General features: G+C 73.1%; 21 protein-coding genes. 10 read left to right on the top strand and 11 right to left on the bottom strand.

The features are described from left to right. Positions 1-43 precede the first annotated feature (43 nt). The 3 genes from IO29_RS01725 to IO29_RS01735 form a co-directional block, all read right to left on the bottom strand. A complete protein-coding gene (locus tag IO29_RS01725; RefSeq protein WP_030377212.1) occupies positions 44-1,621 on the bottom strand; it encodes an ABC transporter substrate-binding protein in 1,578 nt (525 codons plus the stop codon). 501 nt (positions 1,622-2,122) lie between these two features. Beyond that, a complete protein-coding gene (locus tag IO29_RS01730) occupies positions 2,123-3,049 on the bottom strand; it encodes a DsbA family oxidoreductase (RefSeq protein ID WP_030377213.1) in 927 nt (308 codons plus the stop codon). Beyond that, entirely contained in the window at positions 3,046-3,504 is a 459-nt protein-coding gene (locus IO29_RS01735) for an RrF2 family transcriptional regulator (RefSeq protein WP_030377214.1), read from the bottom strand. Before IO29_RS01735 ends, IO29_RS01730 begins: the two co-directional genes overlap by 4 nt. A 139-nt stretch (positions 3,505-3,643) precedes the next feature. On the opposite strand from IO29_RS01735, the gene IO29_RS01740 reads away from it, so the two are divergent. After that, positions 3,644-4,162: a cupin domain-containing protein gene (locus IO29_RS01740; protein ID WP_030377215.1), complete on the top strand. Its 519-nt coding sequence runs from the start codon at positions 3,644-3,646 to the stop codon at positions 4,160-4,162. A gap of 166 nt (positions 4,163-4,328) precedes the next feature. Beyond that, positions 4,329-5,351 carry an aldo/keto reductase gene (locus IO29_RS01745; RefSeq protein WP_030377216.1) on the top strand — a complete coding sequence of 341 codons (1,023 nt, stop codon included), beginning with the start codon at positions 4,329-4,331 and terminating at the stop codon, positions 5,349-5,351. A gap of 3 nt (positions 5,352-5,354) precedes the next feature. On the opposite strand, the gene IO29_RS01750 is transcribed toward IO29_RS01745, so the two are convergent. Beyond that, positions 5,355-5,996, bottom strand: coding sequence for a TetR/AcrR family transcriptional regulator (locus IO29_RS01750; RefSeq protein ID WP_051707135.1), 642 nt, complete (start codon positions 5,994-5,996; stop codon positions 5,355-5,357). 105 nt (positions 5,997-6,101) lie between these two features. Between IO29_RS01750 and IO29_RS01755 the strand changes: the two genes are divergently transcribed. Together IO29_RS01755 and IO29_RS01760 are read left to right on the top strand one after the other, a co-directional pair. Further along, on the top strand, positions 6,102-7,661 hold the full coding sequence (locus IO29_RS01755; RefSeq protein ID WP_051707137.1) for an FAD-dependent oxidoreductase: 1,560 nt from the start codon (positions 6,102-6,104) through the stop codon (positions 7,659-7,661). Positions 7,662-7,690: 29 nt separating this feature from the next. Next, a complete protein-coding gene (locus IO29_RS01760) occupies positions 7,691-8,218 on the top strand; it encodes a GNAT family N-acetyltransferase (RefSeq protein WP_030377219.1) in 528 nt (175 codons plus the stop codon). Between the two features lie 16 nt (positions 8,219-8,234). Here IO29_RS01760 and IO29_RS01765 read toward each other — a convergent pair whose 3' ends face one another. After that, positions 8,235-9,371, bottom strand: a complete 1,137-nt coding sequence (locus IO29_RS01765; RefSeq protein ID WP_030377220.1) for an FAD-dependent oxidoreductase — start codon at positions 9,369-9,371, stop codon at positions 8,235-8,237. Positions 9,372-9,519: 148 nt separating this feature from the next. Further along, positions 9,520-10,215 carry a TetR/AcrR family transcriptional regulator gene (locus IO29_RS01770; protein WP_030377221.1) on the bottom strand — a complete coding sequence of 232 codons (696 nt, stop codon included), beginning with the start codon at positions 10,213-10,215 and terminating at the stop codon, positions 9,520-9,522. Between the two features lie 221 nt (positions 10,216-10,436). Here IO29_RS01770 and IO29_RS01775 point away from each other — a divergent pair, with 221 nt between their 5' ends. The 4 genes from IO29_RS01775 to IO29_RS01790 all read left to right on the top strand — a co-directional run bounded on the left by IO29_RS01775 (position 10,437) and on the right by IO29_RS01790 (position 15,344). Then, positions 10,437-11,942, top strand: coding sequence for a Y4yA family PLP-dependent enzyme (locus IO29_RS01775; RefSeq protein ID WP_030377222.1), 1,506 nt, complete (start codon positions 10,437-10,439; stop codon positions 11,940-11,942). Then, positions 11,939-13,276, top strand: coding sequence for a pyridoxal-phosphate dependent enzyme (locus tag IO29_RS01780; RefSeq protein WP_030377223.1), 1,338 nt, complete (start codon positions 11,939-11,941; stop codon positions 13,274-13,276). Before IO29_RS01775 ends, IO29_RS01780 begins: the two co-directional genes overlap by 4 nt. 3 nt (positions 13,277-13,279) lie before the next feature. Next, complete coding sequence (locus tag IO29_RS01785) at positions 13,280-14,488, top strand: aminotransferase class V-fold PLP-dependent enzyme (protein ID WP_030377224.1); 1,209 nt, start codon at positions 13,280-13,282, stop codon at positions 14,486-14,488. An 88-nt stretch (positions 14,489-14,576) separates the two neighbouring features. Further along, positions 14,577-15,344 (top strand): class I SAM-dependent methyltransferase, encoded by a 768-nt coding sequence (locus IO29_RS01790; protein ID WP_030377225.1) that lies wholly within the window; start codon positions 14,577-14,579, stop codon positions 15,342-15,344. A 42-nt stretch (positions 15,345-15,386) separates the two neighbouring features. Here the strand turns inward: IO29_RS01790 and IO29_RS01795 are convergent, their stop codons facing one another. Further along, a complete protein-coding gene (locus tag IO29_RS01795) occupies positions 15,387-16,013 on the bottom strand; it encodes a GNAT family N-acetyltransferase (RefSeq protein ID WP_234307354.1) in 627 nt (208 codons plus the stop codon). A 330-nt stretch (positions 16,014-16,343) separates the two neighbouring features. On the opposite strand from IO29_RS01795, the gene IO29_RS01800 reads away from it, so the two are divergent. Beyond that, a complete protein-coding gene (locus IO29_RS01800) occupies positions 16,344-19,472 on the top strand; it encodes a discoidin domain-containing protein (RefSeq protein WP_030377227.1) in 3,129 nt (1,042 codons plus the stop codon). Between the two features lie 137 nt (positions 19,473-19,609). Here the strand turns inward: IO29_RS01800 and IO29_RS01805 are convergent, their stop codons facing one another. After that, on the bottom strand, positions 19,610-20,554 hold the full coding sequence (locus IO29_RS01805; RefSeq protein ID WP_030377228.1) for an endo-beta-N-acetylglucosaminidase H: 945 nt from the start codon (positions 20,552-20,554) through the stop codon (positions 19,610-19,612). A 317-nt stretch (positions 20,555-20,871) separates the two neighbouring features. Between IO29_RS01805 and IO29_RS01810 the strand changes: the two genes are divergently transcribed. Next, positions 20,872-21,780, top strand: coding sequence for an SAM-dependent methyltransferase (locus IO29_RS01810; protein ID WP_030377229.1), 909 nt, complete (start codon positions 20,872-20,874; stop codon positions 21,778-21,780). 33 nt (positions 21,781-21,813) lie between these two features. On the opposite strand, the gene IO29_RS01815 is transcribed toward IO29_RS01810, so the two are convergent. Genes IO29_RS01815 through IO29_RS01825 form a run of 3 tightly spaced genes read right to left on the bottom strand, consistent with a single transcriptional unit; the run spans position 21,814 to position 25,102 of the window. Further along, on the bottom strand, positions 21,814-22,929 hold the full coding sequence (locus tag IO29_RS01815) for an alcohol dehydrogenase catalytic domain-containing protein (protein ID WP_030377230.1): 1,116 nt from the start codon (positions 22,927-22,929) through the stop codon (positions 21,814-21,816). Then, complete coding sequence (locus IO29_RS01820; protein ID WP_030377231.1) at positions 22,926-24,338, bottom strand: aldehyde dehydrogenase family protein; 1,413 nt, start codon at positions 24,336-24,338, stop codon at positions 22,926-22,928. The genes IO29_RS01815 and IO29_RS01820 overlap by 4 nt, the downstream gene beginning before the upstream one ends. Positions 24,339-24,346: 8 nt before the next feature. Further along, the gene (locus tag IO29_RS01825; RefSeq protein ID WP_030377232.1) at positions 24,347-25,102 is read right to left on the bottom strand and encodes a (5-formylfuran-3-yl)methyl phosphate synthase; all 756 of its coding nucleotides are present in this window, start codon (positions 25,100-25,102) and stop codon (positions 24,347-24,349) included. Between the last annotated feature and the right edge of the window lie 16 nt (positions 25,103-25,118).

Raw genomic sequence — 25,118 nt, forward strand, 5'->3', positions numbered from 1 at the left:
CTCTCGTGGGTGGGCTCTGTAGGGGTGAGCGGTGGGCGGGGGGTCAGTTGCCGCCGATGGTCACGCCGGTCCAGTCGAGGTGGGCCGGGTTCTTCGGCAGGTCGGAGACGGCAGTGTTCTTGGCGATGAGGTTGGGCTGGGAGTAGGTGAAGACCAGCGCCTTGCTCTCCAGACCGGCCCGGGTCGCCGCGCGCAGCACCTCGGCGTAGTCCGGCGAGTTCAGCGGCGTCTCGCGCACCTTGGCCGCTGCGGCCTCGAAGCCGGCCGGCTCGTAGGGGGAACTGAGGTTGAGCGGACCGTCGGGGCCGAAGTGCGCGGTGAGCGTCTGCAACGCCGAGTCGCGGCCGGTCGTCCCGTACAGCGAGAACGTCAGGTCCTTGGCGAAGAACGGTGTCGCCCAATTCTTGTCGATCTTGATGGTGACCTTGATGCCGACCTTTCCGAGCTGTGACTGGACGATCTCCGCCTGCGGGTCCTCGGCCGGGATGACCAGGTCGAGCTTGATGTCACCGGCCCGGTGACCGGCCTCGGCGAGCAGCTTCCTGGACTTCGCCGGGTCGTAGGGGTAGGCGTCGGCCGACGACGGGTCGTAGGCGACGTAGCCCTTCGGGAAGGGCTGGTCGGTGGCTTCGCCGTAGCCGAAGGTCAGCTTGTCGACGAACTCCTTGCGGTTGATCGCGTACCGGACGGCGTCGACGACCTTGTCGTTGTCGAACGGCGCCTTGTTGACGTTCAGGCTGATGTTGGAGGCGTTGAAGCCGGGCTGGACGAAGACGTCGAGTCCGGTTTTCTTGGCGGCCTCCGCCTGGCTGGGGTCGATGTCGGCGAAGTTGTAGACGCCGGTCCGCAGCCCGGAGACGACGGTGGAGGCGTCGGGCGCGGAGGTGAGTTCGACGTTGTCGATGTGGATGTTCTTCGCGTCCCAGTAGTCGGGGTTCTTCTTCAGCACCGCCTTGGTGCCCGGGACGATCTGCGTGACGATGAACGGGCCCGCGCCGACCGGCTTCTGGTCCAGTGCGCTCGCGTTCTTCGCCGCCTTGGGGCTGGCGATCTGGAGCACGCGCTCGCCGAGCAACTGCGGGATCTGGTAGTCGACCTGACTCAGATGGACGATCGCGTCGAGTCCCTCGGCGTCCACCGACTTGATGGACGTGAGGTCGCCGAAGAGCGCGGAGTTCTTCTGCTTCTTGGCGCGTTCGATGGCGGCCTTCACGGCGGTGCCGTCCACCGGTTCGCCGTCGCTGAACTTCAGCCCGGGCCGCAGACGGAAGGTGATCTCGTCGCCCCTGGCGTTGTACTTCCAGCTCTTCGCCAGGTCGGGGACGGCGTTGCCCTTCTCGTCGGTACGGGTCAACGAGGCGTAGACCAGGGCGAGTTCGCGGAACTGGGCGCCGCTGCCGCCGACCACCGGGTCCCAGTGGGCGGGGAAGTAGGAGGAGGCCCACTTCAGCGTGGCGGTACCGCTCGCGGCGGCGGTGTCGCCGCCGCAGGCGCTCAGGGCGGGGGTGGCGACGGTGACGAGGACGGTTCCCAGGGCGGCGGCGCGCACCCGGTTCCGTCGGTCGGGGCGCGGGCCGGGGCCGGGACCGCGGCGGGTGGGGCGTGCGAAGCGTGCGAACATCGCGGAATCCTTCTTCGAGGGCGCGGGCTTCAAGAGCGCGGGCCGAAGCGCGCCACGGCGGCGTCGTCGTACGCCGGGGCGGGCAGGGCGGGGCATGCCCGGCCGGCGCGGCGCGCACGGGGGCGCGTCGCACCGAGGGGCACTCGGAAGCGCTCAGGGCATGAGGAGGTCGACGTCACGCGGGCGGGAGCCGGCGGACGGGGAGAACGAGGAGAGCGGCCGGGCCGGTGACACGGTGTTCGAGAACGGGCGCCGTGCGGCGGAGCGGCGGGAGGGCCGGTGCCGGCGGGAGGAGTCGCGGTCGCCTGTGAGCCGTGGGTGGCGGGCGGTCAGCGACAGAGGGCGCTACAGGTGCGCCGCAGGTCCACGTAGCGGCACACCACACCGGGGTGCGTCGTAAGCATGGTGCTCATCCTGCGGTGAGCCGTGACCGGCTGTCAATGGACACTAAAAGGTGTCTCATTGGGCGGGACGGGCCGCCACCGGGGGCCGAGAGGCTGGTCAGGGGCCCGGCGGGGGAGCGGGGCGGGTGGCCGGGTGGGTCGCCGCCTCGTCCGGATGCAGCCACAGCGGACCCCCGGCGGTGTCGATCCGCACGGCCCCCGCAGGCGGCCACGCCCCGCTCGTCAGCAGCTCGCGCTCCGGTCCGGTCAGAGTGCGGTACCGGGCCAGGGCGGCCCCGGCCGGCCGGGGCGCGGGGTCCGTCAGCAGCCCCGGCCGCACCGCCTCGACGGCGTGGGCGTACTCCTCGTACGGCCGCCAACCGGGCACTGCCCGCAGGCTGTTGCCGGAACGGACGAGCAGCGTGGGCAGCGCGTAGCGGTGCCCGCCGTCCGGGGTCTCCTTGGCGGCGCCGGGGTGCGGGGAGCCGCCGTCGGCGGACAGCACCTGGGGTACCGGCCGGCGGGCCTCCGCGTGGTCGGCGCGCACCCCGTCCCGTACGGCGTCGGAGGCGGCGTCGGTGGCGAGCCGCTCCGGGTCCAGGCCCGGCACGCCCCGTACCGCCGCGAGCGCCAGTGCGGGGGAGTCCGCGGGCTCGCCGAGGACGAAGACGGTCTCGCGCAGCCGCCGCAGCACCCGGTCGGCGACCTCGCCTCCCTGCGCCTCGGCCGCCTTGGCGACGAGCGAGGCGGGCCAGGAACTCGCCGCCACCCGGCTCAGCCGGAAGGGCCGCGGGGCGTGGGTGTGCCGGGCGATGTCCTCGACGTAGCGCGCGTACCAGCGGGTCTCCGCGGCCGGGTCGGGGGCCGGGTCGTCGTCGTGGTCGAACAGGACGCTGTACACGCGACGCCAGCGGACCCGGCCGTCGAGCGCCGCGCGCAGCCTGCGCAGCACGGGCTCCGAGCCCCAGGCCCACGGACACAACGGGTCGGTGTACTCGACGACTTCCACCGTTCCGGCCGGCGTACGGGCCGCCGCTCCGGTCATGCGGCTCCCTTCTCGGCCGCAGGCGCGACCGAACCGGCGGGCAGCGGCGCCGCCGGGTCCCCGGGCAGCAGCGAGGTGAGCGTCGTGGCGCGCAGCAGGGCGGCGGCCTCGTCCTCGATCCGGCGCCACACCCCGGGCAGCCCGGCGGCGGGCCCCGGGTAGTCGAGCCCGGTCAGCGGCTCGCCCCGGAGGGTGAGCAACTCACCGTCCACGGCGTGCGCGACGTCGAGGAGCGTGATGTCGCCTGCGGGCCTGCCGAGCCAGTACCCGCCCTCGCAGCCGCGCTGGCTGCGCACCAGTCCGGCCCTGCGCAACTCGCCCACCACGGATTTCAGAAAGCGGAACGGGATCTGCTGCGAGGAGGCGATGGCCTCGCACGTCAGGGGGCGGGAAGGTTCGCGGGCGAGCTCCAGCAGGGCCCGCGTGGCGTAGTCCGCCTTCGCGGAGATATGCATGCGCCCATGATGCCCGACGAGGCGGCCGGCACGAGGGCTCTTTGAGGCCTCGGCTGCTTCATTGCGGGAACATTGCCGCAGGTGAAGCGTAATGGACACCTCTTGACATCCTTTTTCGGACAGCCTTAGCGTCCGAGCCATGAGTGAGCCGTTGACCACCCCCGGCGAAGGTTTCCACCCCCATCTCGGCGACGCGGCGGGAGAGCCACCGGCCCCCCTGCGCACCCGACTTCACCACATCCGCGCCGACGCCCTCGACGGCGGCACCGCCCAGACCTCCGGGATGCGCAGGTTCGCCGCGATCAGCGGGAAGACGGTCGGCTCGGAGAAGCTGTGGATGGGCCAGACCCATGTCGCCCCCGCCACCTCCTCCTCCGACCACCACCACGGCGAGTCCGAGACCGCCATCCACATCGTCAGCGGCCACCCCGAGTTCGTCTTCGTCGACGACTCCGGTCCGCGGCCCGAAGAGGTACGGCTGCGCACGGCGCCCGGCGACTACATCTTCGTCCCGCCGTTCGTCCCGCACCGCGAGGAGAACCCCGACCCCACCGAGGAGGCCGTGGTCGTCATCGCCCGCAGCACCCAGGAGGCGATCGTGGTCAACCTCCCGCACCTGTACGCGCTGGGACAGGAGGGCGACGACACGCGGCGGTGACTCCGCCCCCGGCCCGCGCGAAGACACCGCGCCCGGGGCTCCCGGCAGCGAAGCGGAAAGTTTTTCCGTATAGTCGAAGCGGAAAGCTTTTCCGCTTCGCCGTGCTGGCCTGCCCGTGCCCGGGCGCCGCCGTGCGGCGCGTCCGACAATCACCGGGAGTCATGCCATGCGGTACCGCCCCCTCGGCCGGACCGGGATCAAGGTCAGCCCCTACGCCCTGGGCACGCTGATGTTCGCCACCCGGATCGGCAACCCCGACCCCGCGGACTCCGTGCGGATCATTCACAAGGCCCTCGACGCGGGCATCAACGTCGTCGACACCGCCGACGCCTACGGCGACTCGGAGGAGGTCGTCGGCAAGGCGCTCAAGGGCCGCCGTGACGACGTCGTCCTCGCCACCAAGGCCGGCCGGCCCACGGGTGAGGACCCCAACCGGCAGGGTGCCTCCCGGCGTTGGCTCACCACCGCCGTCGAGAACTCGCTGCGCCGTCTGGGCACCGACCACATCGACCTCTACCAGATCCACCGGCCCGACCCGGACACGGACGTGGAGGAGACCCTCGCGGTCCTGACCGACCTGGTCCGCGCCGGGAAGATACGCGCCTTCGGGGCCTCGAACACCCCGCCCTCGGACCTCGTCACCGCCCAGTGGACCGCCGAACGCCGCGGCCTGATGCGCTTCCGCACCGAGCAGCCGCCGTACTCGATCCTCAACCGGGGCGTCGAACGCGAGGTGCTGCCCCTCGCGGAACGCTTCGGACTGGGCACCCTGGTGTGGGGGCCCTTCGGCCAGGGGATGCTCACCGGCCGCGTCCGCAAGGGCCGGCCCAACGACCTGCGCCGGGCGAAGCTGTTCAGCCACCTCAACGACGAGCGCCGCATCGACGTCGTCGAACGGCTGCTGCCGGTCGCCGCGGAGGCGGGCCTGCCGATGACCCACCTCGCCCTGGCCTTCACCCTCGCCCACCCCGGCGTCACCAGCGCCCTCATCGGCCCCCGCACCATGGCCCACCTCGACGACCTCCTCGCCGGGCTGGACGTCACCCTCGGCGACGACGTCCTCGACCGCATCGACGAGATCGTCCCGCCCGGCACCGACGTCGGCACCCTGGACCAGGCGTACGCCCCGCCCGCGCTGCACACCCCGCGCCTGCGCCGCCGCCCGCTGGACGAGCGCTCGGCGGCCTGAGGGTCAGTCCGGGCGCCGGGGGGCCGGGGGAGGAGGCGTCCGTTCGCCTCGGACGAGGGGCAGGAAGACGTCGTCGACGATCGCCTCGACGCGGGCGGGCTCCGGCGGCCGGGCGTGCATCAGCAGGTCGTGCCGCACCAGGTCGAACGGCATGGCGAGCACGGCCGCGGGGACGCGGGCGAGGTCGATCTCCCCTCGGTCGTGGGCGCGTTGGTAGAGGGCCCGGACGGCAGGGAGCGGCTGGTTCCCCATGATCTTCTCGCGGGCCTGCGCCACGGTGAGACCGGTGTCGGCCAGCAGCCCCGAGAAGGCGGTGGCCGCGGCGACGGCGAAGAACGCGGCGCGCGCCTCGCCCAGGCCCGTCAGATACGCGAGCAGGTCGCCGCGCAGCTCGCCGGTGTCGGGAACCTCGACCGGGTGGGTCTCGCGGTAGTGCTCCATCGCGGCCAGCACGAGCTGGTCCTTGTTGGCCCAGCGCCGGTAGAGCACGGCCTCGCTGGTGCGGGCGCGGACGGCGATGGACTCCATCGTCAGCCGGGCGTACCCCGTCCCGACCAGCTCCTCCCACGCGGCGGCGAGCAGCGCGGCCTCCAGCTGCTTGCCGTGCCGGCGGCGGCGGACGGGCGCGGACGCCTCTGTACTCATCACCCCACGATAGAAAGGCTTTCCTGTCTTGGCAATCGCCGTCGTCTGCCCCTAGGGTGCTTAGAAAGAGATTCCTTTCTTGGTGGCGCGGCACGCGGAGGCGAGATGACCGGGACGACGAGCACGACACCGCCGGCGCGGGGGCGCGGCGCACCGGAGGCGCTGATCGTCGGCGCGGGCCCGACGGGTCTGACGCTGGCCTGCGAACTCGCCCGCGGCCGCGTCCCGTTCCGGCTGATCGACGCCTCCCCCGGACCGCAACGCGGCTCACGCGGCAAGGGCGTCCAGCCGCGTTCCCTCGAGGTGTTCGACGACCTCGGCATCGTCGACCGGGTGCTCGCCCGCGGCCGCACGGGCCTGCCGTTCCGCTCGACCGCCCCCGACGGCCGGGTGACGGTGACCGGCGGCGGCACCCCGGAGGCCCGCCCCGGCGTCCCCTACCCGACGACGCTGATCACGCCCCAGTGGCGGATCGAGGAGGCGCTCCGTCTGCGGCTTGCCGAACTCGGCGGCGCCGTCGAGTTCGGCACCGCGCTCACCGGCTTCGACCAGTCGGACACGGGCGTCACGGCGGTGCTGGCCAGGGGCGGCGAAACCGAGACGGTCACCGCGCGCCGGCTGGTCGGCTGCGACGGCGGCCACAGCACCGTGCGCAGACAGGCCGGCATCGCCTTCGTGGGGGAGACCCGCGAGGAGGTGCGGATGATCGTCGCCGACGTCGCGGCCGACGGCCTGGACCGCGACGCCTGGCACACCTGGCGGCACGAGGAGGGCCTGCTCGGCCTCTGCCCGCTGCCCTCGACCGGTGTCTTCCAGTACCAGGCCGCCCTCGCGCCGGGACAGGACCCCGGACTCGGTCTCGCCCATCTCCAGGCGATCCTGGAGCGGCGCAGCGGCCGCACCGACATCCGCCTGCACGAACCGGAGTGGTCGTCGCTGTGGCGCGCCAACGTCCGCCTCGTCGACCGTTACCGGGAGGGCCGCGTCCTCCTGGCCGGCGACGCGGCGCACATCCACTCGCCCGCCGGCGGCCAGGGCATGAACACCGGCATCCAGGACGCGCACAACCTCGGCTGGAAACTGGCGGCCGTCGCGAAGGGCGCCCCGGCGGCGCTGCTCGACACCTACGAGGCCGAGCGGCGGCCGGTCGCCGCCGGCGTCCTCGCGCTCTCGAACGACCGCCTCAGGCAGGCGATCGAGCAGAAGGACCTCCCCACCCGCCGCGACGCGCGCACGACACAGCTCGCCGTGGGCTACCGCGGCTCGGCCCTCGCACACGACGACCGCGACGGGGCCGCCCCGCTCCGCGCCGGCGACCGCGCCCCCGACGCCACCGGGCTGACGACGACGGACGGTGAACGCCGGCTGTTCGACCTCACCCGCGGCGGCCACTTCACCCTGCTGGACTTCGGCACGCGCCCGGTGTCCGGTGCCTCACCGGACGGCCGCGCCGCGGCGGCCCTCCCGTACGAACTCAGGACCCTCCACGTCGTCGAGGACCCGGCCGGCCCCGACGACGTCGCCGACACCGAGGGACGTCTCACCGACGCGTACGGCGCGGCCGACGACACCCTCGTACTGATCCGGCCCGACGGCCACATCGGCGTGATCTCCGATGCCGGCGACGTCTCCACGGTGTGGGACCACCTCGCGGCCAAGGGCTGAGCCCCGGGCCCCTGTGTTTTCATGGCGCGGTGAACGAGGCGAACGAGGCGGGGGTCCGGCTGCGGGCACGGACCGAGGACGACGTCGAGACGTGCGTACGGGTCCTGGAGCGCGTCCATCGTCGCGACGGCTATCCGGTGAACTGGCCCGACCGGCCCGCCGCCTGGCTGACGGGGACCGCCCCGCTGGGTGCCTGGGTCGCCGAACGCGACGGGCGCCTCGCCGGCCATGTCGGCCTGTCCCGGAGCGGTGCGGGGGACCTGGCTCCCGGTCTGTGGAGCGAGCGGAACGGAACGGACGAGGCCCGCACGGCGGTGGTCGGCCGGTTCTTCGTCGCCCCCTGGGCCAGGGGCCACGGCATCGGCGCACTGCTCCTCGACCGGGCCGTGCGGGAGGCGCGGCGCCATGGTCTGCACCCGGTGCTGGACGTCGTGGCCTCCGGCACCGCCGCGGTGGCCCTGTACACGCGGCTCGGCTGGGAGCCACTGGCCTCCGTCGAGCAGCACTGGGGCCCGTCCCGGCCGGTGACCGTGCACTGCTACGCCGCGCCGCCGTGACCGTGCCCGGGGTCCTTCAGGAGGCCGCCGGGGTGAAGAACTCGGCCATCCGCTCCAGGCCCCGCTCGCCGAACATCATCTCCAGGCTCGCGGCGGACTCGGCGGCGGACGCCTCGCTGCGCGGGAACATCGCCTCCTCGTAGGTGGTCAGGGCGGCCTCGGTGTCGCCGGGGTGGGCGGCGAGGGCCAGGGCGAGTTCGGCGCCGTCGAACAGGGCGAGGTTGGCGCCCTCGCCCGCGAACGGCGACATCAGATGGGCGGCGTCGCCGAGCAGCGTCACGCCCGGGACGCGCTCCCAGCGGTGCCCGACGGGCAGGGCGTGGATACGGCGCGGGGCGATCGTCTCCGCGTCGGCGACCAGGCCGCGCAGCCCCTCGTCCCAGCCCTCGAAGCGGGCGAGGACGGCGGCCTTGGCGGCGGCCGGGTCGGTGAAGTCGACCGTGTCCAGCCAGCCTTCGTCGGCCCGGAGCGCCGCGTAGACGTGGAGGCTGCCGTCGGTCTCCCGGTGTGCGAGGAACCCGCGTGCGTGCCCCAGGGCGAGGAAGAACCCGCCGCCGACGACCGCCGCGCTCCGTGGATGCCGGGTGTCGGCCTCGAACAGGTCGGTCTCGACGAAGGAGATGCCGGTGTAGGCGGGCCGGGCGTCCGAGAGGAGCGGCCGGATCCGGGACCAGGCGCCGTCCGCGCCGATCAGGAGGTCGGTGGTGAGGGCCGAGCCGTCGGCGAACGTCACCTCGTGGCGCCCGCCGCCCAGCGGCCGGGCCGCGGTGACCTTGCGGCCCCAGTGGACGGTGCCGTCGGGCAGCGAGCCGAGCAGCAGATCGCGCAGCTCGCCGCGGTCCACCTCCGGACGGTCACCGGACTCGTCGTCCGCCGCGGCCACGTGCACCGTGCCGTCGGGGCCGAGCAGACGCATGGCCTGACCGCCCTCGTGGACGAGCGCGCGGAAACCGTCGTACAGACCGGCCGCGTGCAGCGCCTGCTGCCCGTTCTCCGCGTGGATGTCGAGCATGCCGCCCTGCGTACGGGCCGCGGCCGACGCCTCCAGTTCGAAGATCGCCGACTTGATGCCGTGGACGTGCAGGACGCGGGCGGCGGTGAGGCCGCCGAGGCCGCCGCCGATGATCGCGACGGGGTAGTGCGGGGTGCTCATCGGAACCTCCGGAGGGAAGGGGAAGCGCCGGGGGAGTGCCCATGGGCTCCGGCTCCCTCCGAGCGTAACGAACATGTTCGTCACGAACAAGTTCGTTACGGGCGTCGCTGAGCCCGAGCGGACCTCTGGAGGCGAGGGGCGCCCGGGCTCAGCCCTCCGCGCCCGGCACCGGGGTGTGCGTGATGCCGTTGACGAGGACGTCGAAGTTCCAGCGCATCCGGTCCTGCGCGGGGCCGTCGATCAGTGCGGGCATGTGCGCCGCGATCGACGGATACGTGGCCTCGCCCGCGGCACGGAACGCGCGCAGGGTCGCGTTCCAGTCCTCCTCGAAGGCGGGATCGTCCGCGTGGGCCCCGTGCTCGGCGGCGCCTGCCGTCGCGGCCTGGAGCAGTACGTCCACCCCCCAGGCAACCTGGGCGCGCGCGGCACCGCTGCGCGAGAGGAGGTCGAGGATGCGCTCCACCAGGCGCAGATAGTTCTCGCCGCTCGGACGGGCGACGAGCGCGGACCGGGCGAGCTGCGGCTGCGCGAACAGCACCAGGGTGTACGACGTCATGACCGCGCGGAGCTGCTCGCGCCAGTCGTCACCGCCCTCCCGCCCGGTCAGGTCGACCTCGCCGAGCAGGGCGTCCAGGACCGCCGCGTGCAGCTCGGCGGTGTTGGCGACGTAGACGTACAGCGAGGCCGGACCGGTGTCCAGCTCCTGCGCCAGCCGGCGCATGGTGACCTTGTGGAGCCCCTCCGCCCGCATGATCCGCACGGCGGCGTCCACGATCGCGTGCCGCGACAGGGCGGGCTTCGCCGGACGCTCCCGGCGGCTGATCGGCTCTCGTCTCGCAGTCATGGCGGCGATCGTAACGAACGCGTTCGCCAGATCGGGGATCAGCCGGAGCCCGGCCGGAGCCTCCGATTCCACCGGCGCCTTCGGCCTCACGCACCGAGAAGGATGCTTAACAGTCAGTGCAGTTGGAAACGATTATCACGAACTGATCATCGGGACGGCGCCGTCCGGCACCGGGGTGCTGCCGCGGTGACCGACTGACGCCCGACACGGGGAGGTACCACGTGAAGGACGCGCCCTTGTATCTGAGGCCGCGGGTCGACCCACCGCTCGCCTCATTGCTCGGGAACGCGCCGTTGTTGCACTCCTTGGCCGACGCCCTGGGATCGCCGCTGAACGTGCTGATCCCGGAGGCCGTCGCCGCGAACGCGGAGCGGTTCCGCTCCGTCTACCGGCGGCACCACCTGGCCGGGAGGGTGTACTTCGCCCACAAGGCGAATCGTTCCAGCGCCCTGGTGCGCAGACTCGCGGCCTGCGACCCGGCGGCCGTCGGCATCGACGTGGCCTCCCTGGAGGAACTCCGCCACGCACTGAGCTGCGGCTTCACCGGGGACCGGGTGATGGCGACCGGCCCCAAGGATGCCGAGTTCCTGTGGCTGGCCGCCCGGGCGGGCGCGACGGTGAACGTCGACTCGGTCGGCGAGCTGGACCGACTGGCCGGTCTCGTACGGAAGTACGCACTGGCCAGGACCCAGGTGCTGGTGCGGCTGTCCGGCTTCGAGTCGGACCCCGCACCCGGCGGCGCCGGCACCCGGCTGCTCTCGCGCCGCAGCCGGTTCGGCACCCCGGTCGCCGAGGCCGGAGGGCTCTGGACGGCACTGGAACGGCACGCGGACAGCGTCGAACTCGTCGGCCTCGCCTACCACTTGGACACCACCGGCCTGGAGGAGAAGGGCCGTGCCCTGGAGCGCTGTGTGCTGCTCATGGACGACTGCCGCGCCCGGGGCCTCACGCCACGCGCGGTGGACATCGGCGGCGGCTTCGGCGTCGGCTACGTCGAGGACGCCGGGGAGTGGGAACGCTGGACGACCGCGCTGAGCGAGGCCGTCCTCGGCACCCGCCCGCCGCTGGCCTGGCGCGGCCACGGCTACGGCCTGCGCAACGAGGCCGGCACGGTCCGCGGCACCGCCGCCCTCTACCCCGCCCACCGGCCCACCGCGGGCCCCGGCTACCTGGACGCACTCCTGACCCGCCCGGCGCCCGTCCTCGGCCGGTCCCCGGCCACCCTGCTCCTGGAACACCTCCACGACCTGTACGTCGAACCCGGCCGCGCCCTCGTCGACCAGTGCGGACTGTCGCTGGCGCGGGTCCAGGAGGTGCGGCCCCTGGGCGACGAGCCCGACCGGTATCTGGTGCGGCTCGGCATGAACGCCGGTGACGTCAGCCTGGAGGAGCACGGGGTCCTCGTCGACCCCGTCCTGCTGCCGCGCGGCGGCCCGCCCGAGGAGGCGGCGGACGGGGCGCCGGTCGGCGTCCACCTGGTGGGCAACCTCTGCCTGGAGGCCGATCTGATCACCCGCCGTCTGGTGTTCCTGCCCCGGCTGCCCCGGCCGGGGGACCTGCTGGCCTTCGTCAACACCGCCGGGTACGTCATGGACTTCCACGCCCACCACGCGCAAATGCAGCCGTCGGCGCGGACGGTGGCGGTCACGGAGGAGGACGGGACCTGGCACTGGTGCCCGGACGAGAACTACTGGCCGCTCACACACCCGCAGGGAGTGCCGTCATGAGGTACGACAGCATCACGGAAGCCATCGGCAACACACCGCTCGTCCGCATCGACCCGGCGGTGCACGGTCTGCGCCACATCGACCTCTACGCCAAGCTGGAGATGCTCAACCCCTTCGGCTCCGTCAAGGACCGCCCGGCCTGGCACATGGCACGCCCCCATCTGGAGGGGGCGGCGGGCGGCGACGGCACGGTCGTGGAACTCTCCAGCGGCAACACGGCCAAGGCGCTCGCCCTGCTGGCCGGCATGCACGGGCTGAAGTTCAAGAGCGTCACCAACCGGATGCGCGTGCCCGAGATCAAGGAACTGCTCCTGCTGCTCGGCGCCGAGATCGAGGAACTGCCCGGCCGGAGCGAGTGTCTGGACCCCACCGACACCGACGACCCGCTCACCCGCTTCCACCAGGCGCTCTCCGGGCCCGGCAGCACCTATCTCCACACCGACCAGTACTTCAACCCGCGCAACGTCGAGGCACACGCGGCCGGCACCGGGCCCGAGATCGTCAAGGACCTCGACGGACGGGCCCCGGACTGGTTCGTGGCCTGCGTCGGCACGGCCGGCTCCTCCACGGGCGTCGCCCGCGTCCTGCGCGAACACGACGCCGGCGTACGGGTGCTCGGACTGGTCGCCGACAAGTCCGACTTCATCCCCGGCATCCGCACCATCGACGAGGTCCACCAGGTCGGCCTCTTCGACCCCGCCACCTACGACCGGCTCGCACCGGTCACCTCGCAGCAGGCCATTGACGGCATGGTCACCCTGATCCGCCGCTGCGGACTGCTCTCCGGACCCACCGGCGGCGCCGCCTACCACGGGGCCGTCCGCGAACTGGCCGCCGCCGACGCCGAACTGGAGGGCACCGGCCGCCGCCAGACCGCCGTGTTCATCGTGTGCGACCGGGCCGAGAGCTACCTCAGCTACGTACGGCAGCGCCGCCCGGAACTGCTCGGCAGGGCCCGGCGCGGACACTCCCTGGCCTCGCTCGGCGACGAGGACGTCCACGCACAGGGCCGCGCGGTCGACGTCGACGGCGCACGGCGCTGGATCGCGGAGGGCGAACCCCGCCCGATGGTCGTCGACCTGCGCGGCCCGCACGCCTACGCCGCCCTGCACATCGAGGGCTCGGTCAACATCGTCGACGAACTCTTCGAGGAACTCGTGCGCGGCGGACTGCCGTTCAGCAAGTGCACCCCGGTGCTGCTCGCGTGTCCGGTGGGGGAGAGGTCGCTGCGCTATGCCGCGCTGCTGTCCCGCATGGGCCACCCGGACGTCAGGAGCCTGGCGGGCGGCATCGTCGCCTGGCGGGACGCCGGCGCACCGCTGGTGAGGGAGTGAGCCGTGGCCGAGGAGACGACCGCCGAAGAACGCGCCTGGCAGGAGAAGCTGAGGACACAGTTCCCCCTCGTCACCGCGCACCCCGACCTGGCGTATCTGGACAGCGCGGCCACCTCGCAGAAACCGCGGGCGGTCCTGGACGCCGTGGAGACCTACCTCACCACCACCAACGCCAACGCGGGCCGCGGCACCTACCCCTGGGCCAACCGCACCACGGAACTGGTGGAGCGGACCAGGGAGCGGGTCAAGGAGTTCCTGGGGGACCCCCGACCGGGGCGCTCCGCCGTCCACTTCACCAGCGGCACCACCGAGGGACTGCGCACCGTCGCCCGCGACTGGCTCGTGCCGTACCTGGAGGACGGCGACGAGATCCTCGTTCCGTTCTCGGACCACCGGGCCAACCTGGACCCCTGGCTCGAAGCGCGGCGGCTGCTGGCCGAGCGCGGTGTCGAGGTGCGGGTGCGGGCGCTGCCCGTCCAGGAGTCCTCCGGCGACTACGACCACCGCGCCCTGGCCGGGATGGTCGGCCCCCGGACCCGGTTCGTGGCGGCGACGCACGTCCATCACGTCTACGGCGGCGACATGAACGTGCACCGGCTGCGCGCCGCCGTCGGCCCGGACGTGCCGATCTGCCTGGACGCCGCGCAGAGCGTCGGCCACCTCCCCGTCCGGGTCGGCGACCCGGACCTCGACGTCGACTTCGTCGTCTTCTCCGGGCACAAGGCGCTGGCCCTGCCCGGCACCGGAGCGGTGTGGGCGCGCAACACCAGGGGGCCGGTGTTACGGCCCGGCGGCTGGCAGGGCACCCCCAACACGGTGGGCATCGTCTCGCTCCTGGCGGCGCTCGACTGGCTGACGGAGGCCGACCCCGCCCGCGTCGCCCGCCATGTCACCCGGCTGGCCACCCGCCTGACCGACCGCCTGGGGCGACTGGAGCCGTACGACATCCTCGGCTGCCCCGCGAGCCTCACCGCGGACAGCGCGCTCCCCACGGCCCAGCGGCGGCACGGCATCGTCACCTTCCGCCACCGTGACATCCCCTCCGACGACCTGGGCTTCATCCTCTACAGCCACGGTTTCATGGTCCGGGCCGACAACCTCTGCCAGGCGGGCGCCGACGAGGACGGCGGATCCGTACGGGTCAGCCTGCACGTCTACAACACCGACGAGGAGATCGACCGCCTGCTGACGGTGCTGGCCTCACTGGAGTAGCGCAACAAAGAGTTATTGATAATCGTTTCCACCTGTAGATTGTGCGGTGACCACAACAGGTGAGAGACGGATGAGGTGACAGGGCCGGATGGGTGTGAGCATGGGAGCGGCCGGTATGTGGGTCGAGCGCTGGGAACGGCAGCAGCGGCGCTACGCCGTGGACCGCGAGGAGCGGTTCGCGGTCATCGCCGACGTCACGGAACATCTCTGCGCCGGCGGCGGCCGGCCGCTCCTGCTGGACCTGGGGTGCGGCCCCGGCTCGCTGTCCGTCCGGCTCGCCCGCCGGCTGCCGGACGCCGAGATCGTCGCCGTCGACATGGACCCCGTCCTGCTGGAACTGGGCCGCACCCATCACGCCGACGCCGCCCGGTACGTGGACGCGGTGATCGGCGAGGACGGCTGGACGGACGCGCTGGCACTGGACCGCCCCGTGGACGTCGCCGTCTCGACGACCGCGCTGCACTACCTCCCCGCCCCCGTCCTGGGGCGCACGTACCGCGCCCTCGCCGCCCTGCTCCGCCCCGGTGGCGCGCTGGTCAACGGCGACCACTTCCCGCCGGAGGAGTCGCCCTGCGCGGACCTGACCGCCCATGTGGGGCGCCGCCGGGCCGAGCGGACCGGTGCCCACGGTCACGAGGACGAGGACTGGGAGTCGTGGTGGCGGGCCGCGGCCGCCGACCCCGAACTGACCGACCTGTTCGAACAGCGCGAGAAGACCCGCCCGGCCTCGGGCGACGGCAACCAGCACCTCTCCGTGGCCCGCCACACCGAACTGCTCCACCGGGCGGGCTTCCGCCACGTCACCCCGGTGTGGCAGGCCGGGGACAGCCGCGTACTGGTGGCGCTGAAGGGCTGAAAACCGCTTGCCCGGCCGAACGGGCCCGCAGGCGGCTGAAGTTCACAGCGCGAGGCTCATCAGGATCTCGTCGCGGTCGTCCCCGGGCGCCAGACGCAGCGCCCCCGGCCACCGGCCGACCTCCGTCCATCCGGCCTTGCGGTAGAAGTGCTCCAGTCCCAGGCCCGCCCGCGCCGACAGCTTCAGACGCTCCAGTCCCATGTCCTCCCGCGCGACATGGCGGACACGCCCCATCAGCGCGGCACCGACGCCCCGGCCCCGCAGACCGACCCGCGTCTGCACATGGTTGACCACGCCGCAGTGCGCCTCCAACGGGTGCGCCTCCCGGCGGAGCACCAGCCACCCCGCGAGTGCGCCGCCGAGCGTGGCCGTGAGCAGTCTGCCGCGCGCGGGCGCCAGGCTCTCCACGAGCCGGTCCACGGCGGGGCGGAGGGCGGCCGGTGTCACGGGCGGCGGCGGGCAGTCCGGCGGAACGACCGCCCCGCCGGCATCGACCACCGCCGCCCAGCAGTCCGCCAGCTCCTCACGCAGGGAGCCGTCCACGTCGGAGGGCCGGGTGAACTGGGTGAGGGACAGACGGACGGGGAGGGGAACGGGGGCAGGGGCCGGGGCGGCGGGCGTGGTGGGGCTGCCGGGCGCGCCGGGGTTGGTGGCGTCGTAGGAGTGCACGGTCGGAAGACTGCCCCAGCGGCGCCCGCTCACCCCACTGAGCCCGCTCACTCACTGACGCCCGCTCACCCCCCTGACGCCCAGGATCCCACCGCGCGGTGTCCGTGGCGTTGTCGTGGACAAGCCCCGCGGACCTGCCGCCGCGGGCGGAGGGCCGGCCCGGGGAAGGCGAGCCGAACTGCTCTCGCGAGGCCGACACCCTCCCGCGCCGCGCAGGGGCGCTCCCCGGCCTCCCGCTCCCGCGCATCCGACCCCTTGACGTAACGACCCGCGGGACCGAAGAATTCAGGCCACTGCCTGACAACGTTGTCCGACTGAGAGGTGCCGCAGGTGCTGCCGAGATCCCCGATCGACCGCCGTCGCTTCGTCCAACTCCTCGGCGCCGCAGGCGCGCTCGCCTCGCTCCCACTGACCCTCGGCAGCGGCGAGGCCCAGGCGCAGGGACGCAAGCAGGGCCACACGGCGTCGGACCCGGTGGCGGACACCTATCACCGCGTCCTGCTGAACCACACCCGGTGGACGGAGACCCAGTGGGACGCGGCCCGCGGCTACTACACGGACAAGGACTTCGGTTTCGCCGTCGTGCTCGGCCACGCGGTCCTGCTCACCCGCGGCGGCTACGACGCCGACCGAGCGGGGATCGACAAGCAGCTCCTCAAGGCCCGGACCATAGCGACCATCGAGCACTTCGCCGCGTCCAACAGGCTGACGGGTGGCACCCAATGGGGCCGGACACTGTTCTTCGACACCACGTTCCAGCTGTACTTCGTCCTCGCGGCGCGGTTGCTGTGGGACGACCTCGACGAGACCACGCGCGCCCGTGTGGACACCATCGCCCGTGAACAGGCCGCCTACACCACCGCGTTGGGCACGGGCAACGACCCCGCGTCGGGCAGCTGGACCCCTCATGGCCTGCTCGGCGGCCACGAAGGGGACACCAAGCTCGAGGAGATGGGCGTCTACGCGCAGTCCCTGGCCCCGGGGCTGGCCTGGGCCGCCGACGACCCACGGCACGGTGACTGGGCCGAGGCCTTCGGCGCGTGGTCGCGCAACGAGACGGGACTGCCCCAGGCGGACCTGGCGAACCCGGCGCGCGTGGACGGAGTCCCCGTCTCCGACAACACCGCCCGCAACCTGTACGACACCTTCATCGTCGAGAACCACGGCTCCTTCGGACCGCACTACCAGGAGGAGCTGTGGCGCACGTCGGGCCGTAACGCCGCCCACTTCATCGCCGCGGGCCGGGCGATGCCGCAGGTGCTCACCCACCAGCCCAACGCCGACCAGCTGTGGAGCTCCCTCCTCGGCGTGATGAGCGACGCCGGTGAACCGTTGATGCCCATGGTCAACGACCGTGAGCACCTCTACGGCCGTGACGTCATCCCGCTCGTGTTCCTCGCCCAGGTGCTGGGGGACAGGGCGGCCGCCCGGGCGGAGGTCGCGCTGGCGGAGCGGCTGGAGGCGTACCAGAGCTACCCGCCCGAGTTCAGGATCGCCAAGTTCTCGGGCGAGCCGAAGTACGAGCCGGAGGCGCGCGCGGAGCTCGCCATCAGTTACCTCCTGCATCTGTGGGCCAACGATCAGGGCCGCACGGTGCGCCCCCTCTCCTCGGACGAGCTGTTCGAGCGCGCCGCGGGGGTCACCGACTTCGGCCCCGGCCCCGGCCTGGTGTCGCACCAGACGCCCGCGGCATGGGCGGGCGCCGTGACCAAGCCCGGCTTCGTGAAGTTCGCCTGGCAACCGGGCCACGACGACTGGCTGTTCAGGCTCAGCGGCTCCACGGCGATGTTCCTGCCGGCGACGTCCCTGAAGGCGACGGAACGCCAGGTGCGCACGTACCACAAAAGCCGGGACGGGTTCGACGGCAGCGCCACGATGCTCCAGGTGGGGCCCGGGTACGCGGGATTCACCACGCTTCCCACCGGTGCCGTCGTGTACGCGACGTCGGGCGTCGCGGCGGGGGAGGGGCACCTGGAGATCCACAACCTGACCATGCCCGGTGTGCCGGGCCTGACCGGGGCACGCACCTACCGCTTCGCCGAGGGAAGCGCCACCGTGGCCTCCTCCGACTCCCGGCCGGCCCCGTCGGGCGGACGCGTCGACGAGGTGACGTTCGCGCGCACCGAGGTACGGCATGTGCGCATGCTCGGTGTGCGGCCCGACCCGGCCTACGGATACTCGCTCTTCGCCCTCGAAGCGCGCGACGGGGCGGACGGCGCCGATCTGGCCCGGACCGGCACGGCCACCGCCTCGTCCTACGACACCGGCAAGGAGCCGGCGCTGGCGGTGGACGGCAGCACGACCACCCGGTGGGCCGTTTCACGGGCGGACCGCCCCCGCGCGGACAGCTGGCTCGCCGTCGACCTGGGGGCTCCGCACACGGTGGACCGGGTCACCCTGCGCTGGGAGGCCGCCGCGGGGCGCGCCTACACGGTGCAGGGGTCGGCCGACGGACTCCGGTGGGAGGACCTCGCCTCCTGGCCGGTGCCCGACGTCACCAGCCGGGGCGGATGGCTGGATGTCGACGGCCGCGCGGGCCTGGTGGTACGGGGATCGGACTCCCGCCTGACGGTCCACCAGGACGAGATCGTCCTGGCCGACGGTCCGGCCGCGCCCCTCGTGGTCGAGGGATTCCCCGGCGCCTCGTCCCGTACGCTGCGCGAGCGGGCCGCGGCACCCACGCCACGCGCGGACGCCGAGGCCGTCCGCGTGACCCTCACCGACGACCACCTCAGCCTGTTCAACCTGTCGGACGAGCCCGTCACCACGCGCGTCGACGTACCGCAGACGGGAACCGGGAGGCTGCTCTTCGAGGGACACCAGACCCTCACCGACGGTGGGACCGCCTACGACGCCGCACTCGACGCGGCCGAAGCCCAACTGCTCCCGCCACGGCTGACCCTGCGTCCTCTCGACGGCCGCCGCCTGCCGACGGGCCTGCGGGCGCGGGTGCTCGACGGCGCGTCGGTCGAACTCACCGGACCGGCCTGCCGCGTGCGGGTGACCGCCCAGGGACGCAGCGAGGTGGCCGTGGTCCGCGCGGGCCGCCCCACGACGGTCACCCTGAAGCAGGCGACCGCCTACCCCCTGCGCGATCTGGCACTGGGCCGCACGGTGTTCCCGACCAGCCCGCTGCCCGCGGGCATGTCGGACCCTGCCGCCGCCGTCGACGGCGATCCGGCGACGGCGTGGACGCCCGGTCCGAACGGCCGTCTGGTCGTCGACCTCGGCGCCCAAATCCGTGTCCGCGACATCCGCACGGACTGGACGAACGGCCGTGTTCCCACGCTGCACGCCGAGTTCAGCGACGACGGCCTCACCTACACCCCGGCCGGCCGGCTCACGGGCCGTGCCCGCACCCGGCACCTCGGCACGGACATCACCGCCCGCTACGTGGCCCTGGCCACCGACGCGGAGCACGGGAACGGTGCCCGTCTGGTCCGTCTCTCCCTGGAGTGACACCGGGCCGGTCACCGGCCGATCGCTCCCCCCAGCGACGCCGTGCGGGCCGCCGTGCGGTCATCCGCCGGCCGTCGGTCGGTGGGGGCGGGCCGTGCCGTCGACAACGATGTCGGCAGCACGGCCCGCGCGGGTTCCTACGGTGTGCGGACCGCGTCACTGCCGTAGAGCTCCCTGGTGAAGGCGGTGATGTCGGCGCTGCGGTCGGTGCCGTCGAGGTTGTACGTCAGATAGACGCCGTATCCCTCACTGACGGTGCGGCGGGCGAGGTCGGCGGCCGTGCTGCGTGGCGTGCGGCCGATCTCGACGGCCGCCGGTGACAGCTTCGACTTGGGCAGTGCGATGCGGGGCACCTGCCAGCTGCCGTAGTAGGGATTCCAGGCGTAGTCGAACGTGCTGGAGATGTCGATGCCGCCGTAGGACAGACGAGAGGCGGCGGGGCCGATGTTGTACAGGCTGATGATCTTGTCCGGCATGTCCGCGCGCAGTGCCGTCACCAGCTGCACGAAGGAGCCGGCATTGGGCTGTGCCGTGCCGTTGTTGCCGTACTCGGCGTATTCGTCGTCGAAGTCGATGCCGTCGAGGCCGTACGTGCGCACGGCGTCCGACAGCTGGTGCGCGAACGCCGCAGCCGACTGCTGGGACGTGAAGTTGGCGAATCCCGCGCCCTGGTGGTTGCCCAGCACCGAAAGTACGACCTTGATGCCCTTCTGCTGGAGTGGCCGTATCTGGGTGGCGGCGTTGTCCAGAACGCGTCGCACGTTGTCGTTGAAATACAGGTACGCCGTCTTCGTGGCCGTGTCGTAGTTGATGTTCGCCGCGAAGATCACGGCGATGTCGAAGACGTTGCCGCCCTGGGTGAGCGTGTACTTGCCGGCGTTGAGCATGCTGTTGTTGTTCACCTCGATGTAGGCCACCGAGGTCGGTCCCTGCTTGGCGGGTGCGGGTGCGGGTGCGGGTGCGGGTGCGGTGGCCGGGGTCGCCGCCGCGCCGGTCGTGACGGTGGTGCCGAGGACCAGGACCGTGACGGCCGAAAGCATGAGCGCGGCGGTCCGTACTGTGCTCCGTAGCGGAGTGAACATCGTTGGCCGGTCTCCCCTCGCGAGGTTGGTGTCCGACGTGCTCGAAGACGCTGGGTGAGCCCTCCGAGTTTTCCACCCTTGTGACTGCACACCGACAAGCGTGCGTGAACTCTTCACGGCTTCCCCACGTGCCCCGAGCGCGGCCTCCGGCCGTTCGCCCCGCCGGCACCGGGTCACCCACTGGGATGAACGCCGCCGGATTCGCGGATGGCGGAGGAGCGCCGCCCGGATAGTGAGGGGGGACAGGAGGGCGCTTCGCACCGTCTCGCCCTTCTCCCCGCCCCACCGCCGTCCCTCGCCCCCGCCCAGGAGGACCCATGGTCGACACGGAGCCACGGAACGCCGAAGCGTACGGCGTCGACGAGGGAGTCGGCGCCACCGCGCTGCTGGTCGCCGCGGCCCGGGCGCTGGAGACCCACCGCGAGGACAGCCTCGTGCGGGACGTCCACGCCGAGCAGTTCGTGCGGGCGGCCGTCGCCTCCACGGGCTGGCCCGTGCGGCCGCACCAGGTGCCGGACGTGGACACCAACCCCCTGTGGGGCCGCTTCGCACGCTACTTCGGCCTGCGCACGAGGGTCCTCGACGACTTCCTTCTCCGCTCGGTGCGGGACGGGGCGCGCCAGGTGGTGCTCTTCGGCGCCGGCCTGGACAGCAGGGCGTTCCGGCTCGACTGGCCCGAGGGCCGCGTCCTGTTCGAACTCGACCGGGAGGGCGTGCTGGAGTTCAAGCACCGGGTGCTCGCCGGAACGCCGGCGACACCCCGGGTGACGCGCGTGCCCGTGCCGATCGATCTGCGTGCCGACTGGGAGGGCGCGCTGACCGCGGCGGGCTTCGACCCGAGCGTGCCGACGGCATGGCTGGCGGAGGGGCTGCTGTTCTATCTGCCTCCCGCCGCCGAGCGGCAACTCATCGACGCCGTGGACCGGTTGAGCGCGCGCGGAAGCACCCTGGCCTACGAGGTGAAGCTGGAGAAGGATCTGCGGGCGTACCGCGACAGCGCGCTCTACACCGCGACGCGGGAACAGATCGGCATCGACCTGCTGGATCTCTTCAACGGCGAGCCGCGCCCCGACTCCGTCGGGGACCTGGCGGGCCGGGGCTGGTCCACCGTGGTCCGTACGCCCTTCGACTTCACCCGCCGGTACGGACGGGGACCGCTGCCCGAGCCCAACGACGCGCTGGAGGGCAACCGTTGGGTGTTCGCGGACAAGCCCGCCAGGTCCTGACCCGTGGGCCCGGGGCGGGCGGCGCGCGGGGCCTCACGGCAAAGGGGCCGCGCCTCTGTGCTGCGGGATCAGGACCGGTTTGACGACGAGGCCCGCGTCGCAGTCCCGTTCGGCCTCGTTGACGTGGGCGAACGGATACGTACGGATCAGTTGGTCGAACGGGAAGCGCCCGGCCCGCCACAGCGCCGCCAGCCGGGGGACGAGGAGCGCGGGCACCGCGTCCCCCTCGCAGATGTGGGAGATCCTGCGGCCCTGCTCCAGCGTGCCCACATCGAGGGACAACGGGGCGTGCAGCCGGGCCACCAGACCGAGGTGCCCGGTGGGCCGCAGCGCCAGGAGCGCGTCGTTGATCAGCCTGCCGGAACCCGTGGTGTCCAGCGCGTACCGTGCGCCGCCGCCGGTCAGCCGCCGGATGCGGCCGGGCAGATCGGGTGCCGAGGCGGGGAGGGGCGAGGCGTGGAACCTCTCGGCGAGCCGGAGCCGTTCGGGGTGCCGGTCCACGGCGACGGCCACCGCCCCGGCGGCCGTCGCCGCCATCACCGCGGCCAGGCCCACCGCCCCCGCCCCGAGGACGACGACGGTGTCGCCGGGGCCGGCACCGAAGGTGTTCAACACCGCTCCGGCGCCGGTGAGGAAGCCGCAGCCGAGCGGCCCGAGCAGCTCCAGGGGCAGCGAGGGATCCACCCGGACCGCGTTGCGCGCCAGGACCAGGGCGAAGCCGGCGAACGCGGACTGGCCGAACCAGCGGGGAGCCAGCGCACCCCCGGCCGCGTCCGTGAACCGTGCGGCGTGCTCCTGACGCCCGCCGAACAGGTTCAGCGACGCGAACTCGTCGCAGTAGGCGGGCGCCGCGCCCCGGCAGTGCGCGCAGTGCCCGCAGGAGTCGAAGCTCAGTACGACATGATCGCCGACGTCCAGACCCGTGCCGGAGCCGCCCGTCTCCACCACGACACCGGCGCCCTCGTGACCCAGGACCGCGGGCAGCGGGGAGCGGCCCGCCGAGCGCCGGACCGCGAGATCCGTGCGGCACATCCCGCAGCCGGCGATGCGCACCAGCACCTCGCCCTCGGCCGGCCCGGCCGACAGGAGCACCTCCTCGACGGCGAAGGGGGCGTCGTACGCGCGCAGCACCGCCGCGTCGAATCTCAGGGGCACGTCTCCTCCGGGCGGTGCACGACGAACGGCTGGAGGTTGCCGTACAGACCCCACGGCCCGCCCGCCACCCCCACACCGCTCTCCTTGGTGCCCGCGAAGGGCTGGGCGAGGGAGAGTTCGGCGTGGTGGTTGATCCAGGCCGTGCCGCAGTCGAGCCGGCTGGCGACCTCCTCGGCCCGGTCCAGGTCCGTGCCCCACACCGAGCCGCCCAGCCCGAAGCCGGTGCCGTTGGCGGCCTCGACGGCGTCGTCCAGGCGGGTGTACGGCAGCACGGGCAGGACGGGGCCGAACTGCTCCTCGGTCACGATCGGGCTGTGGGCGGGTACGTCGGTCAGGATCGTCGGAGCGAAGAAGTGGCCCGGCCCGGCGAGCCGTCGGCCGCCGGTCACGGCGCGGGCACCGGCCGCCACCGCCTGGCGGGTGCGGTGTGCGACGCGGGCGAGTTGCGGGGCGTTGTTGAGCGGGCCGAGGCGGGTGGCCGGATCGAGCCCCGGCCCGACGACCGTGTCCCGGGCGCGCTGCGCGAGCGCCTCGACGACCTCCGAATGGCGCCGGGCGGGGACGTAGAGCCGTTTGACGGCCATGCAGACCTGGCCGCAGTTGCGGAAGGCCGCCCAGAACAGCCGGTCCGCGACGGCGTCCACGTCCACGTCCTCCAGCAGGATCGCGGCGTCGTTGCCGCCCAGCTCCAGGGTGACCCGGGCGAGCGTGTCCGCCGTCGCGCGGGCGACGGCCCGCCCGGTGGGGATCGAACCGGTGAAGGTCACGTGCCGGATCCCGGGGTGGGCGACCAGCCGGGCACCGAGGGGCTCACGTCCGGTGACGACCGTCAGGACGCCCGCGGGGAGGGCGTCGGAGAGGACGGAGCCCAGCAGCAGGGTGGCCAGCGGGGTGTACGGGGAGGGCTTGAGCACCACCGTGTTGCCCGCGGCGAGCGCCGGGGCGAACTTCGCCGCCGCGAGCTGGAGCGGGAAGTTCCACGGCACGATCGCGGCGACCGGGCCCAGCGGACGCCAGCGCAGCTCGCTGCGGACCGGCCGCTCGTCGACGAGGGGGCGGGGGCGGCCGTGGTCCAGCGCGGCGAAATAGCGCAGCCGCGCGGCCGTACGGGCGACCTCCGCCCGCGACTCGGCCAGGGGCTTGCCCTGTTCCCGGGTGAGCAGGGGCGCGAGGTCCGCCCCGGCCGCCTCCACGGCGTCGGCCGCCGCACGCAGCGCGGCCGCACGGGCGGCGGGGTCCGACCGCCACCCGTCCCAGGCGGCACGGGCACGGTCGACGACCGCGTCCAGTTCCCCTGGCCGCAGCTCGGGGACCGTGTCGACGACCTCGCCCGTCGCCGGATCGGTCACGGTGAACCGTCCGGCGCGGGTGCTGGCGGTGCGGTGGGCGCGCCGGGCCGGCATCCGGGCGGTCAGCTCGCGGCGGCGACGGCCGCCGCGTGCGCCTGGACGTGCCGGTCCATCTCCGCCCGGAAGGCGGCCACCAGAGCGGGTCGGATGCGGCCGGCGTTGCGGTCGCCGCCCTCGCAGACGGCCCCGCGCACCCCCACGATGTCCGTGCCCATACGGGCCAGTTCGCCGAGATCGGCGGCCTTGACGCTGCCCGCGAGGGCGGCGAGGAGACCGGCCTCGTGGGCCAGCCGCACGAACCGGGCGCAGACCTCCGGCGGGGTGTGGTCGAACAGCCGTGACCCGTCCTTGACGGCCGTGTCGAGCATGGCCCCGTCGGAGCCGGAACGGCGGGCGATGTCGGGCAGCGCGAGCGGGTTGACGCAGCCGATCCGGTGGGCGTCGGCGTAGCCCGAGGCGACGACGAACGCGTCGGGCCGGTGGTCCTTCACGGCCCGGACGACCCCGCGCATGACCTCCACGGCCTGCTCGGGCGTGGTGCAGCCGTAGAGCCCGACCTTGATGTACGACGCGCCCGAGACGACCGCGCCGAGCGCGGCCTGGGCCACCGTACCGGGCTTGTAGGGCACGTCCCCCACGGTGGCGGAGACCGGCCTGTCCGCCGGGACCGCCTCGCGGATCGCTCTGATCACCCAGGGGTAGTTCGCGCCGAGCGAGCCCTCGTCGGGCTTCTTGACGTCGACGATGTCGAGGTGTTCGGCCGCCTTCGCGCAGTCGAGGGCCTCCTCGACACTGTCCGGTGAGACGAGAAGCAACACCGTGCACTCCTTCCCC

Source organism: Streptomyces sp. NRRL F-6676, from assembly GCF_000725625.1.
Taxonomy (GTDB): domain Bacteria; phylum Actinomycetota; class Actinomycetes; order Streptomycetales; family Streptomycetaceae; genus Streptomyces.

Excerpts from the sequence above, each read along its gene's own strand:
- IO29_RS01765 (WP_030377220.1), bottom strand. The coding sequence starts at position 9,371 with ATGAGCACCCCGCACTACCCCGTCGCGATCATCGGCGGCGGCCTCGGC.
- IO29_RS01780 (WP_030377223.1), top strand. The coding sequence starts at position 11,939 with ATGAGGTACGACAGCATCACGGAAGCCATCGGCAACACACCGCTCGTC.
- IO29_RS01755 (WP_051707137.1), top strand. The coding sequence starts at position 6,102 with ATGACCGGGACGACGAGCACGACACCGCCGGCGCGGGGGCGCGGCGCA.
- IO29_RS01810 (WP_030377229.1), top strand. The coding sequence starts at position 20,872 with ATGGTCGACACGGAGCCACGGAACGCCGAAGCGTACGGCGTCGACGAG.
- IO29_RS01740 (WP_030377215.1), top strand. The coding sequence starts at position 3,644 with ATGAGTGAGCCGTTGACCACCCCCGGCGAAGGTTTCCACCCCCATCTC.
- IO29_RS01725 (WP_030377212.1), bottom strand. The coding sequence starts at position 1,621 with ATGTTCGCACGCTTCGCACGCCCCACCCGCCGCGGTCCCGGCCCCGGC.
- IO29_RS01805 (WP_030377228.1), bottom strand. The coding sequence starts at position 20,554 with ATGTTCACTCCGCTACGGAGCACAGTACGGACCGCCGCGCTCATGCTT.
- IO29_RS01730 (WP_030377213.1), bottom strand. The coding sequence starts at position 3,049 with ATGACCGGAGCGGCGGCCCGTACGCCGGCCGGAACGGTGGAAGTCGTC.
- IO29_RS01750 (WP_051707135.1), bottom strand. The coding sequence starts at position 5,996 with ATGAGTACAGAGGCGTCCGCGCCCGTCCGCCGCCGCCGGCACGGCAAG.
- IO29_RS01770 (WP_030377221.1), bottom strand. The coding sequence starts at position 10,215 with ATGACTGCGAGACGAGAGCCGATCAGCCGCCGGGAGCGTCCGGCGAAG.
- IO29_RS01790 (WP_030377225.1), top strand. The coding sequence starts at position 14,577 with ATGGGTGTGAGCATGGGAGCGGCCGGTATGTGGGTCGAGCGCTGGGAA.
- IO29_RS01820 (WP_030377231.1), bottom strand. The coding sequence starts at position 24,338 with ATGCCGGCCCGGCGCGCCCACCGCACCGCCAGCACCCGCGCCGGACGG.
- IO29_RS01735 (WP_030377214.1), bottom strand. The coding sequence starts at position 3,504 with ATGCATATCTCCGCGAAGGCGGACTACGCCACGCGGGCCCTGCTGGAG.
- IO29_RS01745 (WP_030377216.1), top strand. The coding sequence starts at position 4,329 with ATGCGGTACCGCCCCCTCGGCCGGACCGGGATCAAGGTCAGCCCCTAC.